General features: G+C 72.3%; 13 protein-coding genes and 1 rRNA gene. 2 read left to right on the plus strand and 12 right to left on the minus strand.

All coding sequences use genetic code 11. The features are described 5' to 3' along the window. Nucleotides 1-3: 3 nt before the first annotated feature. From ACIBW9_RS29925 to ACIBW9_RS29945, 5 genes are all read right to left on the minus strand, one after another. Nucleotides 4-1,140, minus strand: coding sequence for a glycosyltransferase family 4 protein (locus ACIBW9_RS29925; RefSeq protein WP_398960149.1), 1,137 nt, complete (start codon nucleotides 1,138-1,140; stop codon nucleotides 4-6). A 485-nt stretch (nucleotides 1,141-1,625) separates the two neighbouring features. After that, nucleotides 1,626-3,344: a DNA repair protein RecN gene (gene recN, locus ACIBW9_RS29930; protein WP_398960166.1), complete on the minus strand. Its 1,719-nt coding sequence runs from the start codon at nucleotides 3,342-3,344 to the stop codon at nucleotides 1,626-1,628. 131 nt (nucleotides 3,345-3,475) lie between these two features. Next, complete coding sequence (locus ACIBW9_RS29935) at nucleotides 3,476-4,381, minus strand: NAD kinase (protein ID WP_099927840.1); 906 nt, start codon at nucleotides 4,379-4,381, stop codon at nucleotides 3,476-3,478. Further along, nucleotides 4,378-5,193: a TlyA family RNA methyltransferase gene (locus tag ACIBW9_RS29940; protein WP_398960150.1), complete on the minus strand. Its 816-nt coding sequence runs from the start codon at nucleotides 5,191-5,193 to the stop codon at nucleotides 4,378-4,380. The genes ACIBW9_RS29935 and ACIBW9_RS29940 overlap by 4 nt, the downstream gene beginning before the upstream one ends. Before the next feature lie 7 nt (nucleotides 5,194-5,200). After that, entirely contained in the window at nucleotides 5,201-5,524 is a 324-nt protein-coding gene (locus ACIBW9_RS29945; RefSeq protein ID WP_398960151.1) for a hypothetical protein, read from the minus strand. 42 nt (nucleotides 5,525-5,566) lie between these two features. On the opposite strand from ACIBW9_RS29945, the gene ACIBW9_RS29950 reads away from it, so the two are divergent. Next, the gene (locus tag ACIBW9_RS29950) at nucleotides 5,567-5,914 is read left to right on the plus strand and encodes an SCP2 sterol-binding domain-containing protein (protein ID WP_398960152.1); all 348 of its coding nucleotides are present in this window, start codon (nucleotides 5,567-5,569) and stop codon (nucleotides 5,912-5,914) included. Here the strand turns inward: ACIBW9_RS29950 and ACIBW9_RS29955 are convergent. The 4 genes from ACIBW9_RS29955 to ACIBW9_RS29970 all read right to left on the minus strand — a co-directional run bounded on the left by ACIBW9_RS29955 (nucleotide 5,898) and on the right by ACIBW9_RS29970 (nucleotide 9,972). After that, nucleotides 5,898-6,713, minus strand: coding sequence for an ABC transporter ATP-binding protein (locus ACIBW9_RS29955; RefSeq protein ID WP_398960153.1), 816 nt, complete (start codon nucleotides 6,711-6,713; stop codon nucleotides 5,898-5,900). The genes ACIBW9_RS29950 and ACIBW9_RS29955 overlap by 17 nt on opposite strands. A 59-nt stretch (nucleotides 6,714-6,772) precedes the next feature. After that, nucleotides 6,773-7,810, minus strand: a complete 1,038-nt coding sequence (locus ACIBW9_RS29960) for a FecCD family ABC transporter permease (RefSeq protein ID WP_398960154.1) — start codon at nucleotides 7,808-7,810, stop codon at nucleotides 6,773-6,775. Further along, nucleotides 7,807-8,850, minus strand: a complete 1,044-nt coding sequence (locus ACIBW9_RS29965; protein WP_398960155.1) for a FecCD family ABC transporter permease — start codon at nucleotides 8,848-8,850, stop codon at nucleotides 7,807-7,809. The genes ACIBW9_RS29960 and ACIBW9_RS29965 overlap by 4 nt, the downstream gene beginning before the upstream one ends. A gap of 93 nt (nucleotides 8,851-8,943) precedes the next feature. Further along, entirely contained in the window at nucleotides 8,944-9,972 is a 1,029-nt protein-coding gene (locus tag ACIBW9_RS29970) for an HAD hydrolase-like protein (protein WP_398960156.1), read from the minus strand. 73 nt (nucleotides 9,973-10,045) lie between these two features. Between ACIBW9_RS29970 and ACIBW9_RS29975 the strand changes: the two genes are divergently transcribed. After that, the gene (locus ACIBW9_RS29975; protein ID WP_398960157.1) at nucleotides 10,046-11,338 is read left to right on the plus strand and encodes a DUF1015 domain-containing protein; all 1,293 of its coding nucleotides are present in this window, start codon (nucleotides 10,046-10,048) and stop codon (nucleotides 11,336-11,338) included. 61 nt (nucleotides 11,339-11,399) lie between these two features. Here ACIBW9_RS29975 and ACIBW9_RS29980 read toward each other — a convergent pair whose 3' ends face one another. From ACIBW9_RS29980 to rrf, 3 genes are all read right to left on the minus strand, one after another. Further along, nucleotides 11,400-12,164, minus strand: coding sequence for a hypothetical protein (locus tag ACIBW9_RS29980; protein WP_398960167.1), 765 nt, complete (start codon nucleotides 12,162-12,164; stop codon nucleotides 11,400-11,402). Further along, nucleotides 12,101-13,207: a hypothetical protein gene (locus ACIBW9_RS29985; protein ID WP_398960168.1), complete on the minus strand. Its 1,107-nt coding sequence runs from the start codon at nucleotides 13,205-13,207 to the stop codon at nucleotides 12,101-12,103. The genes ACIBW9_RS29980 and ACIBW9_RS29985 overlap by 64 nt, the downstream gene beginning before the upstream one ends. A gap of 208 nt (nucleotides 13,208-13,415) precedes the next feature. Beyond that, nucleotides 13,416-13,507 (minus strand): 5S ribosomal RNA (gene rrf, locus ACIBW9_RS29990); the annotation flags it as partial.

The raw sequence follows: 13,507 nt of genomic DNA on the forward strand, positions 1-13,507 counted from the left end.
CCCTCAGGCGAGCGGCCGGTGCTGGGTCAACTCGTCGTAGACGCTGAGCACTTGGGCGACGGTCTCGTCCTCGGTCGGCCAGGTGGCGGCCTGCCGGACGCCCTTCTCGCGGAGCAGCTCACGGCGCTCCGGGTCGCCGAGGAGCCCGGTGACGGCGTCGGCGAGGGCCTCCGCGTCCCCGTACGGGACGAGCTCGGCCGCGTCGCCGACGAGTTCGGGGATGCCGCCGACACGGGTCGCGACGAGCGGCACGCGCGCGTGGAGCGCCTCCTGGGCGAGCACGGAACGCGATTCCCAGCTGCTGGGCAGCAGTGCGAGATCGGCGGCGGCGAGCAGCGTCCGCACGTCGTCGCGCCGCCCGATGAGCCGGACGGGCAGCCCCTCGTCCTCGATACGGCGCTGCAGCACGGTCCGCAGCGGGCCCTCCCCCGCGATCACGACGAGCGGCACGGGGTCGAGCCGCCGCCACGCGCGCGTGGCGTCCAGCAGGGTCTCGTAACCGCGGTGCCGGTCGAGGGAGCCGACGGCCATCAGCAACGGGCGCCCGGTGGCGCCCAGTTCGGCCCGGACCTTGGGGCTGGGGCGATCGGGATCCTCCGCCTCCGCTCCCGGCGGCGGCCCGGGCAGCGCCACGGCGGCCAGCCGCGCGTCCCTGGCCCCGGTCCGGCGGGCCCGGTCCACGAGGTCGGAGGAGGTGCCGAGCACCACGGTGGCGGCCTTCACGACCCGGCGCTCCAGGAGGCGCAGCAGATGGGCGCGGGCTCCTTCGGCGTGCGCGCGGTTGTGCCAGGTGACCACGAGCGGGGTGCGCCGGCCGCTGAGGGCCAGCGCGGCCCGGAAGGAGGCGTGCAGTCCGTGCGCATGCACCAGGTCGGCGTCCTTGCACGCCTCCCGCAGCGCGGTCACGGCTCCCGGGTCGCTGCTGCGCGGCACGTGCACATGGTCGGCGCCGGTCCCCGTGAAGTCGTAGGCGTGATCGGCCTCGACCGGCGCGCAGACAGTGACCCGCACGCCCCGCGCGACGAGCCCCGCCGCCAGCGAACGCACATGCGCACTGCTGCCGGCGTTGCCGCCGCCCAGCACCTGCACGGTGCGCAGCGCCGACTGACCGTGCGGTGCGTGGCTGCTCACGGGGCTCACGTGGCCGGGGCTCCTGGTTCGGCGTCGGGCGGTCACGAAGAAAGTACAGAAGGATCCAGCGGAGGGGGTGTACCGCGCGGCTTCCTCCACGTACTAGGCCAAGGATGCCAGGACGTACGGGTGTTCCGACAACGAGAAGGTGACGCGAGTGCCGCACGGGGCCTGTGGGGCGGTGGCATTGGTCACTCGCACGAGTGAGAAAGGGCCACCCGGCCCCCGCCCCATGACCGCGCGGTTCCTCCCCCACCCGGCGACGACGGCAGCCCCCAGAGCCGCGCCCACCGCTTGCACCCCGTGTCGCCAGGCCTCGCGCACTCGCCGAGCTCATCGGGCACGGCCACAGCGGCGCCCAGCGCCACGGCGTAGTCCCTACCGCACCACAGGCGCCGGTCGCTTTCGAGGGACCGGCGCCTGCAAGGCGTTCAGGGGCGCGGGGCTGTATCCATATGCGGCTCCGCCGCCGGGCGGCACAGCCCGCGGAGCGCTCAGACGTCCGCCCGGGCCGTCGCCAGCAGTTCCTCCGCATGTGCCCGGGCGGTCTCGGAGTCCTCCTGGCCTGCGAGCATCCGGGACAGTTCCCGCACGCGCTCCTCGCCCTCGAGGACCTTCACGCCGGAGCGGGTCACGGACCCGTCGTTGGTCTTCTCGACCAGCAACTGCCGGTCGGCGAAGGCGGCCACCTGCGGCAGGTGGGTCACGACCACGACCTGCGCGGTCTTGGCGAGCTTCGCCAGCCGCCGCCCGATCTCGACGGCCGCCTTGCCGCCGACGCCGGCGTCGACCTCGTCGAAGAGATACGTCGGCACGGGATCCGTCCCCGCGAACACGACCTCGACGGCGAGCATCACACGCGACAGCTCACCGCCGGACGCCCCCTTGGCGATGGGCCGGGGCGGCGCCCCCGGGTGCGGGGCGAGCAGCAGCTCGACCTCGTCGGCGCCGGACGGCCCGTAGGCGACCGTACGACCGCCGACCTCCACGCCCTCCGGGTCCTCGGTCTGCCTGATGTCGAACGACACGCGCGCGTGCGGCATCGCGAGCGAGGCGAGCTCCGCGGTCACGGCGGCCGCGAAACGCTCCGCCGCCTCCGTCCGCGCATCCGTCAACGCCTGGGCAAGGCCTCCCAGTTCGGTCCGCAGCGCGTCCCGCTCGGCGGTCAGCTCGTCGATCCGCTCGTCGTCGCCGTCCAGCTCGGTCAGCCGCGCGGCACTCTGCTCGGCCCAGGCGAGCACGGAGTTGATGTCCTCCCCGTACTTCCGGGTCAGACCGGTGAGCGCGGCCCGCCGTTCCTCGACGGCCGCCAGCCGCAGGGGATCCGCGTCCAGATCGTCGGCGTACCCCGCCAGCTCCCCGGCGACATCGCCCAGCAGGATCCCGATCTCCCCGATCCGGTCGGCGAGCGCGGCCAGCGCCGGATCGTGCGCCCGTACGGCGTCCAGGGCCCGCTGGGCCCCCGCGACGAGCGTGGCGGCGTCGATGCCCTCGGGATCCTCCGGATTGCCGGCGAGGGCGGCATGAGCGGCCGTGGCGGCGGACGCCAGCGCCTCCGCGTGCCCGAGCCGCTCGGCCTCCTCCGCCAGCTCCACGTCCTCCCCGGCCCGCGGCTCCACACCCGCGATCTCGTCGAGCCCGAACCGCAGCATGTCGGCTTCCTGGGCCCGCTCACGCGCGCGCGTGGTGATCTCTTCCAGCTCCACGGAGACGGCCCGCAGCCGCCGGTACGCCTCGCCGTACTTGGCGAGCGGCCCGGCGACGGCGTCCCCGGCGTACCGGTCCAGCGCCTGCCGCTGCCGGGACAGCTTCAGCAGCCCCTGCTGGTCGGTCTGCCCGTGCACGGCCACGAGATCGTCGGCGAGGTCAGCGAGCAGCCCTACGGGCACGCTGCGCCCGCCCACATGCGCCCGCGACCGCCCTTCGGCGGAAACGGTACGGCTGATCAGCAGCGCCCCGTCGTCGAGCTCTGCCCCGGCCTCCTCGGCGCGTACGACGGCCGAGGCGCCCGGGGGCACCGCGATCCGCCCCTCCACGACCGCCTTGTCGGCCCCGATCCGCACCAGCGCCGGGTCCGCCCGCCCGCCGAGCAACAGCCCGAGGCTGGTGACCACCATGGTCTTGCCCGCACCCGTCTCACCGGTGACGGCAGTGAACCCGGGCGACAGCTCGACGACCGCATCGTCGATGACGCCGAGCGACCGTATCCGCATCTCTTCCAGCACGGCTACGACCTTACGAGGTCAGCACCGGGAAGTGCGACGGCCCCCGTCCCGGTTGTGTGAAGGCGCAGGTGACGAATGCCCATCGACGGCACATTGTCACCCAGGCGAGTGCACGGCTTTCAGTGAGGCGCCCCGCGCCACCCGGAAACCGGCAACGCGAACTTGGCCACCAGCCGATCCGTGAACGACGCATGGTGCAGCCGGGCCAGCCGCACCGGCACAGCCCCCCGCCGCACCTCGACCCGCGCCCCCGGCGGCAACTCCACCGTCCGCCGCCCGTCACACCACAAGACCCCCGGCGGAATATGAGGCAGCACCTCGACGGCCAGCACGGAATCCGGTGACGTGACCAACGGCTTGGCGAACAGCGCATGCGCACTGATCGGCACCATCAACAGCGCCTCGACCTCGGGCCACACCACAGGCCCGCCCGCCGAGAACGCGTAGGCGGTCGACCCCGTCGGAGTGGACAGCACAATGCCGTCGCAGCCGAACCCGGTGACCGGCCGGCCGTCGATCTCCAGCACGACTTCGAGCAGCTTCTCGGCGCCGGCCTTCTGCACCGCCGCCTCGTTCAGCGCCCAGTCCGTGTGGACGATGTTCCCGTTCTGGTGAACGACGACATCGACGGTCATCCGCTCCTCGACCTCGTACGCCTTCGTCACCACCCGGTCGACGACCTTGTCGAGATCGTCCCGCTCGGCCTCCGCGAGGAAGCCGACCCGCCCGAGGTTGACGCCGAGCATCGGCACCCCGGACGCCCGGGCGAACTCGGCGCCGCGCAGCAGCGTCCCGTCACCGCCGAGCACGATCAGGAGCTCGCACCCGTCCAGGCACTGCGGAGTCGCCTCCTTGACCAGCTGCACCTCCTCGGGCAGCGGCAGATCGGCGGCCTCGTACTCCAGGACGCGGACGCCGATGCCCTCGCGCAGCAGCCCCTTGACCACCAGTTCGGCGCTGCGAATGGCCGCGGGCCGCCCGGTGTGGGCCAGCAGGAAAACAGTACGAGCTCGGTTCTGGGTCAACGCGGCCCCTCCGCCACTGCACGGTCAACGTCGGCCGGGTCCAGTTCGGGTGCCCCGTTCCGCAGCCACAGAAAGTACTCGACATTCCCGGAAGGTCCGGGCAACGGACTGGCGGTGACACCCTTCACCCCGAGCCCGAGTTCCCACGCCCTGTGGGCCACACCCCGCACGGCCTCCGCCCGCAGCTGCGCACTCCGTACGACTCCCCCACTGCCCAGGCGTTCCTTCCCCACCTCGAACTGCGGCTTCACCATCATCACCAGGTCGGCGTCCGGTTTCACGCACCGCACCAGGGCGGGCAGGACCAGCCCGAGCGGGATGAAGGACAGGTCCCCCACGACAAGATCCACAGGCTCACCATCGATCTCTTCAAGCGTCAACTCGCGTACGTTCGTACGGTCCTTGACGGTGACGCGTTCATCGCTCTGAAGAGTCCAGGCAAGTTGTCCGTATCCGACGTCCACGGCGACGACGTGCGCGGCCCCCGAGCGCAGCAGCACATCGGTGAACCCGCCGGTCGAGGCGCCGGCGTCCAGCGCCCGCCGCCCTTCCACCACCAGCCCCTGCGGCACGAACACCTCGAGCGCTCCGGCGAGCTTGTGGCCGCCCCGGGAGACGTACTCGGGATCGCTGTCGTCGGCCGTGACGACGATCGCCGCCGCGGTCTCCACCTGCGTGGCGGGCTTGGTCGCGACGGTCTTGCCGACGGTGACCCGCCCGGCCGCGATCAGCTGGCTGGCATGCTCACGCGAGCGCGCGAGCTTCCGGCGGACCAGCTCCGCGTCCAGACGGCGGCGTGCGACTCCTGCCACGTTCGGTTCAGCTCCTAGTGCCATACGAGGGTGAGGGCGCCCTCTGGTCATACGACGGCGAGGGCGCCGGAGGTCCCGGGCGGGCGTCGAGCGCGGTCAGCGCGTCGCGCAGCCCCCGGTGTACATCCTCGTACACCTCGAGGTGGCCGTCGGTGGCGAGGTGGTCGGCGTCACCGAGGCGCTCCAGCTGCGCGTCCACATCGGCGTTGCCGGTCGGGGCGCGGGGCACGTTCAACGGCGCGGGGGCGGCGGGGTCGTACTCGGGTTCCTGCTCGGGTTCGACTTCGACCGTTTCGTCCCCCACCGTGGCGTCGGGCACAGAGTCGCTCATGCCCAGACGCTACCCCGAACCGCTGGGGTACCGTCGATCGCGATGGCCACGATCGAGGAGTGCCGCGCCGCACTCGAGAAGCTCTCGGACAACATGCAGACCGCCGAGGGGGACGTCCGCACGGCCGCGTCCCTGGACCGCTCGGTGAGCTGCCGGATCACCGACCTCGACATCACGTTCGTCGGCCGGATGACGGGCGGCCGGATCGTGGTGCAGGACACCATCCAGGGCCCGCCGCGGGAGAAGGCCGAGATCAGACTGACCATGAAGGGCGACGACCTGGTGGCCCTGGTCAACGGCGAGCTGAACTTCGCCAAGGCCTGGGGCTCGGGCCGGGTCAAGCTGGAGGCGGGCCTGCGCGACCTGTTCCAGCTCAGGAAGCTTCTGTAGCCACCACGCGCGCGCGTGCCTTGCGCGCCGCGGGCACCACCAGCGGCGTCCCCGTCTCCGGGTCCTCGACGACCTGGCAGCGCAGCCCGAAGACCTCCTCGACCAGTTCGGCCGTGACGATGTCACCGGGCGCACCCTCGGCGACGACCTGCCCGTCGCGCAGGGCGATGAGATGGGTGGCGTACCGGGCGGCGTGGTTGAGGTCGTGGAGGACGGCGACGAGCGTGCGGCCCTGCTCCTCGTGCAGCTCGGCACACAGGTCGAGGACGTCGATCTGATGCTGGATGTCCAGGTAGGTCGTCGGTTCGTCGAGCAGCAGCAGCGGGGTCTGCTGGGCGAGCGCCATGGCGATCCAGACGCGCTGGCGCTGACCGCCGGACAATTCGTCGACATAGCGGTCGGCGAGCCCGGCGACCCCGGTCTGCGCCATCGATTCCCGCACGACCCGCTCGTCCTCGGCCGACCACTGGCGCACGATGCCCTGGTGCGGGTACCGGCCGCGGCCCACGAGGTCGGCGACGGTGATGCCGTCGGGCGCGATCGACGACTGCGGCAGCAGGCCCAGCGTCCGCGCGACCTTCTTCGCCGGCATCGACTGGATGACCTGCCCGTCCAGCAGCACCCGCCCCTGGCTCGGCTTCAGCATCCGCGACAGGGCGCGCAGCAGGGTGGACTTGCCGCACGCGTTCGGGCCGACGATCACGGTGAACGAGCTGTCGGGGATCTCCACCGAGAGCTGCTCGGCGATGACCCGCTGGTCGTAGGCGAGGGTGACGTTCTCGGCGGACAAGCGGTTCACTGCGCTCCTTGGGGTGTACGGGTTCTTCTGGCCGCTCGGGTCCGGCTGCGCGGGCTCGCTCATATCCGGCCGGCCCTGCGCTCGGTGACCAGCAGCCACAGCAGATAGACACCGCCGAGGACGCCGGTGACCACGCCCACGGGCAGTTGGTCGGCGCCGAAGGCCCGCTGCGAGATCCAGTCGGCGCCGACCAGCAGGGCGGCGCCCATGCAAAGGGACGACAGCAGGTTGGGGCCGGGCGAGCGGGTCAGCCGGCGGGCGAGCTGCGGCGCGGTGAGCGCCACGAAGCTGACGGGGCCCGCGGCGGCCGTGGCGGTGGCGGTGAGCAGCACGGCGGCCACCATCAGCAGGGCGCGAACGCGCTCCACCCGCACCCCGAGGGCGTTCGAGACGTCGTCGCCCATCTCCATCATCCGCAGCCCGCGCGCATTGGCGAGGACCAGCGGTACGAGTACCGCGCACAGCCCGAGCAGCGGCCAGACCTGGTTCCAGTCACGGCCGCTGAGGGATCCGGTCATCCAGACGACCGCGCGGGCGGCGTCGACGATGTCGGAGACCGTGAGCAGATAGCTGTTGACCGCCGTGACGATCGCGGACACTCCGATACCGACCAGGACCAGCCGATAGCCGTGCACGCCCCGCTTCCAGGCGAGCAGATAGATGGCGAGCCCGGTCGCAAGACCGCCCACGAGCGCCCCCAGGGTGACCTGGGCCGCGCTCCCGGAGAACAGCACGATCATCACGAGCGCCCCGGCCGTCGCCCCCTGCCCGAGGCCGAGCACGTCCGGGCTGCCCAGCGGATTGCGGGTGACGGCCTGGAACAGCGCACCGCCGAGCCCCAGCGAGGCCCCTACCAGCAGCCCGACCAGGACACGCGGCAGCCGCAACTCGTTGACGATGAACTCCTGCCCGGCGTTGCCACCCCCGGCCAGCGTCTTCAGTACGTCGCCCGCCGAGATCGGGAAGTCGCCGGTGCCGATCAGCAGGACGCTCGCGGCGAGCGCGGCGAGCAGCAGCAGGGCGACGACGGTGGCGGCCCGGACGTCCAGGCGTACGGACAGCCCGCCCGGCGTCCTCAGCACACGGTTGCTCTTCACAGCTGCGCCGTCCTCCGTCGTCGTACCAGAAAGATGAAGACCGGCCCGCCGATGATCGCGGTGATGATCCCGACCTGAAGCTCCGAGGGACGGGCGACGACCCGTCCGACGACGTCGGCACCGAGCAGCAGCACGGGCGACAGGATCGTGGCGTACGGCAGGATCCAGCGCAGGTCGGGGCCGGTGAAGGACCGTACGACATGCGGGACCATCAGCCCCACGAACGCGATCGGCCCGCAGGCGGCGGTCGCCGCGCCGCACAGCACGACGGCGGCAAGCATGGACAGCGCCCGGGTGCGGTTCAGATGGGCGCCGAGGGCCTTGGCCGTGTCGTCGCCCATGGCCACGGCGTTGAGCGGCCGGGCGAGCGCGAGGGCGAGGACCGTGCCGACCGCGAGGAACGGCAGCACCTGCAAAATGGTCGAGTTGGTCGCCGAGGAAAGCGAACCGACCGTCCAGAAGCGCATTTTGTTCAGCGCCGCGTCGTTCGTGATCATCACGGCCTGCAGATAGCCGTACAGGGCGGCGCTGATGGCGGTACCGGCGAGCGCGAGCCGCACCGGCGTGGCACCCCGGCTGCCACCGAGGAACCAGACCAGCGCACCCACGGCAGCCGCCCCGAAAAAGGCGAACCAGACATAGCCGCTCAGGCTGGTGACGCCGAAGTACGTCATGGCGGTGACGACCGCGGCCGACGCGCCCGCGTTGATGCCGAGGAGTCCGGGGTCGGCCAGCGGATTGCGGGTGAGCGCCTGCAGCACCGCGCCGGACAGACCGAGTGCCGCGCCGGCGAGCAGCCCGAGCACGGTTCGCGACAGCCGCTCGTCGACCACGACGTCGCCGTACGTCCCCGTGTCCTGGAACAGCCCGTGCCAGACCTGCTCCAGGGACAGCTCTTTCGCCCCGACGGCGATGCTCGCCAGCGCGACGAGCACCAGGACGGCAACGGATGCAACGAGCCCGAAGGCCCGTATCGCCCGGCGGGTCGGGGGCGCGGGGGCGGTCTGCGCGCGCTGCTCTGGAGGACTGTCAACCAACACGCAAGTTAGGTTAGCCTACCCTCGCATTGATCCCCGATCCCCCGTCGCGACGGCTAGGCGATTCAGAGCCCCCGTCCCGCCCGGTGCCTCGCCTCACAACTCCAGCCGCGCCAGCGCCTTCCCCGCATCCAGCTCGCACACACCCTCGCCGGCCACCGCCCAGGCCGCCGCGCACAAGGACCGCAGGCCGTCCAAGGCCTCGCCGTCACCGTCCAGTTCGAGCCGGTCCGCACCCGCCGTCGCCGTCCACCCCCCGCACCGGAAGCCGCCGTCCGCCTCGACGACCTCGGGCTGTCCCGTGAGCAGCCCGCGCAGATCCGCGTCGACATACGTCGGCCGGTGCTGCGGCGGCGCGGCGAGCAGTTGCGCGCCGTCGGTGACACCCGTCAGCACGAGCAGCGAGTCGACCTCCCCGTTGAACGCGCCCTCGATGTCCGTGTCCAGCCGGTCCCCGACCACCAACGGCCGCCGGGCGCCCGTCCGCAGGATCGTCTCCCGGTGCATGGGAGGCAACGGCTTGCCCGCGACCTGCGGTTCGGCACCGGTCGCTATGCGCACCACCTCCACCGCGGCGCCGTTGCCCGGAGCGATCCCACGCGCGCTGGGAATCGTCAGGTCGGTGTTGGATGCGTACCAGGGCACCCCCCGCGCGATCGCGTAGCAGGCCTCCGCGAACCGCGCCCACTGCAACTCCGGCCCGCCGTACCCCTGCACGACCGCCGCCGGATCGTCCTCCGCCGACTCGACCGGCGCGAGCCCCCGCTCCCGCAGCGCGACCCGCAGCCCCTCCCCACCGATGACCAGCACACGCGCCCCGGCCGGCACCTGCTCGCTGATCAGCCGCGCGACCGCCTGCGCGGAGGTGATGACGTCATCGGCCCCGGTCGGTATCCCCAGCTCGGTCAGATGATCCGCCACCGTGCCCGGCGTCCGCAGCGCGTTGTTGGTGACATACGCGAGATGCATCCCGCCCGCCCGAGCCGTGGCCAACGACTCGACCGCGTACGCGATGGCACTGCCCCCCGCGTACACCACACCGTCGAGGTCGAGCAGCGCGGTGTCGTACGCCTCGCTCAGGGCCTGGCCACTGCCCTCGGGCCTCGTCCTGACGCTCTGGCTCATTCCACATCGCTCCTCGTTCGACGGCCTTTCCCCCGATCATCCCTCACGCCACTGACACACGTACGATGCCGGGATGAACACAGCAGGTCACTCGGAAGCAACGGCGCACCGAGGCCTGGAACTCACCCCGTTCCGAGGCCTTCGCTACGACCCCGACCGGGTCGGCAGCCTCGCCGCCGTGACGTCCCCCCCGTACGACGTCGTCGTACGCCCGGACGGCCTGCACCACCTCCAGTCCGCCGACCCGCACAACATCGTCCGTCTGATCCTGCCGCAGGCCACCACCCCCACAGCCCGCAACGAACAGGCCGCCGACACCCTGCGCCGCTGGCTCGCCGAGGGCATCCTGACCACCGACGCCGAACCCGGCCTGTACGTCTACGAGCAGCGCGACGGCGACGGAATGCTGCAGCGCGGCATCATCGGCGCCCTGCGCGTCTCGGACCCGTCGGAGGGCGTGGTCCTGCCGCACGAGGACGTCATGCCGCACGTGGTCGCCGACCGCGCGGCCCTGATGCGCGCCACCTCCGCGAACCTCGAACCCCTGCTCCTGACCTACCGCGGCAACGGCTCGACGTCCTCGGCGATCGAGGTCGTGGAACGCGTCGCCGGCCACCCGCCCCTCCTGGCCACCACCACGGAGGACGGCTTCAGCCACCGCCTGTGGTCGATCACCGACCCGGACGACCTCGCCCGCATCCAGTCCGAGCTGTCCCGGCACCAGGCCCTGATCGCCGACGGCCACCACCGCTGGGCGACCTATCGCCGGCTGCGCACCGAGCACACCTCGCCGAGCCCCTGGGACTACGGCCTCGTCCTCCTGGTCGACACGGCCCGCTACCCGCTGCGGGTGCGCGCCATCCACCGCCTCCTGCACGGCCTGCCGGTCGCCGACGCGCTCGCCGCCCTGGACGGCCTGTTCCGCATACGGCACCTGCCCGTGCCCCTGCCGGAGGCTCTGACCGCCCTCGCGGACGCCGCCTGCGCCGGCAACGCCTTCCTGCTCGCCGGCGACGGCGCCTTCCACCTGATCGACCACCCGGACCCGGAACTCCTGGCCCGGACGATCCCCGCCGACCGCCCCGCAGCCTGGCGCACCCTGGACGCCACGGTCCTGCACGCCACGCTCCTCGACCATGTCTGGCGCATCCCCGAGGACGACCCGGCCCGTATCGCCTACATCCACGACACGGCCGCCACGGTCGAGAAGGCGGAACGCGACGGCGGTACGGCCGTTCTGATGCACCCGGTCCGCGAGGAGGTCGTCCGCGACCTGGCCCGCCAGGGCGTGACGATGCCCCGTAAGTCGACCTCGTTCGGCCCGAAGCCCGCGTCGGGGCTGGTGCTGCGCGCGCTCGACCTCTGAGGCCCGCTGCCCCCCGACATGCGAAAGGGCGGGACCTCACGGTCCCGCCCTTCCTCACAGCTCAGTCCTTGTCGTCCTCGGCTTTGGCCTCGACATCGGCCTCGGTCTCGGACTCCGTGGCGTCGCCCTCGTCAGCTTCGTCGCTCTCGTCGAAGGCGTCGACGAACTCCACACCGTCCAGCTCGGCAAGCCGGTCCGAGGCGTCCGTGCTGCCGTCCTTGTCGGCCTCGACGGCCTTCGCGAACCACTCCCGCGCCTCACCCTCGCGCCCGGCGGCGAGCAGCGCGTCCGCATAGGCGTACCGCAGCCGCGCGGTCCACGGCTGCACGGAGCTGGAGGCCAGCTCGGGGCTCTGCAGCGTCACGATGGCCGCGTCGAGCTGCCCCATGTCACGCCGGGCGCCGGCCGCGACGAGCCGCATCTCGACCTGCCCGGCCTTGTCGAGCTTCTGCACCTCGGGCGCTCCGGCCATGTCCAGGGCCTTCTCCGGCCGCCCGAGCCCGCGCTCGCAGTCGGCCATGACGGGCCACAGCTCCGCGCTGCCGGTCATCCGCCGCGCGGCCCGGAACTCGGCAAGCGCCTCGGCGTACTTCTGGTTCGCGTACGCGGCGAACCCGCCGGCCTCGCGTACGGCGGCGACGCGCGACGCCAGCCGCAGCGCGATCTTGGAGTAGGCGTAGGCGCGCTCGGGATCCTCGTCGATGAGCCGGGCGACCATCACCAGGTTCCTGGCGACATCATCCGCGAGGGTCTTCGGAAGACTCAGCAGCTCCTGCCGTACGTCCTTGTCGATCTCGTCGCCGGTGACGTCCTCCGGGATCGGCAGCCGCTTGATCGGCTCACGATCGCGGTCACGGTCCCGCTCGTCACGGAACCGACCGCCGCCACCGCCGCGTCGGTCGTCACGCCCGCGGAAGCCGCCGGGTCGGCCACCACGGTCGTCGCGACGGGGGCCCCCGCGTCCACCACGGTCGTCACGGCCGCGGAACCCACCGCGCTCGCCCCGGCTGTCGTCCCGCCGGAAGCCACCGCGGTCGCCTTCCCGACGCTCGCCCCGGTCGTCCCGCCGGAAGGGCGGACGCTCGCCGCGCTCGCCACGGTCATCACGGCGGAACGAAGGGCGGTCCCCACGGTCTCCGCGGTCTCCACGCTCGTCACGGCGGAAGGAGGGACGGTCCCCACGGTCTCCGCGGTCTCCACGCTCGTCACGGCGGAAGGAGGGACGGTCCCCACGGTCTCCGCGGTCTCCCCGCTCGTCACGCCGGAAGGACGGACGGTCTCCGCGGTCCCCGCGGTCGTCACGCCGGAAGCCGCGGTCGCGGTCATCGCCGCGGAAGCCACGGTCACGGTCGTCGCGGCGGCCGTAGCCACCGCGGTCGGCACCACCGCGGTTGTCGTCACGCCGGTCGTCCCGACGATCATCCCTGCGGAAGCCGCCACGGTCGCCGCGGTCACCACGCTCATCTGTCCGGCGGTCGTCTCGACGGCCGTACCCACCGCCGCGGTTGTCGTCCCGGCGGAAGCCACCGCGGTCGTCGTCGCGCCGCTCGCCTCCGCGGTCGTCACGGCGGAAGGAGGGGCGGTCCCCACGGTCTCCGCGGTCGTCGCGACGGAAGCCGCGGTCACGGTCCCGATCGTCCCGACGCGGCCCGCGGTCACGGTCGTCGCGCTGGAACGCCGGACGAGACCCACGGTCACCCTCGCGCCGGTCGTCCCGACGGCCGTAGCCGCCACCCCGGTTGTCGTCCCGGCGGAAGCCACCGCGGTCCCCGCGGTCATCACGAGGACGGTCCTCACGCCGGCCGTGTCCACCGCGGTTGTCGTCGCGGCGGCCGTAGCCACCGCGGTCGGAACCACCGCGGTTGTCATCGCGCCGGTCGTCCCGACGGAAACCACCGCGGTAACCGCCACGGTCGCCGCGGTCCCTACTGTCCCGTCGCCGCTGGTCGCGCTCCGGTCGGTCGTCGGGAGAGTTGGTGGACATCGGTGACTCCTGTCTTCGGTACACAAGCATTGTAAAAACGAAAGGACCCCTGGTCCCAGCTGAACGCTGGGACCAGGGGTCCTTCCAAAGATTGTTCGGCGGCGTCCTACTCTCCCACAGGGTCCCCCCTGCAGTACCATCGGCGCTGTAAGGCTTAGCTTCCGGGTTCGGAATGTAACCGGGCG

The organism is Streptomyces sp. NPDC049541 (genome assembly GCF_044465725.1).
In the GTDB taxonomy this organism is placed as follows: Bacteria; Actinomycetota; Actinomycetes; order Streptomycetales; family Streptomycetaceae; genus Streptomyces.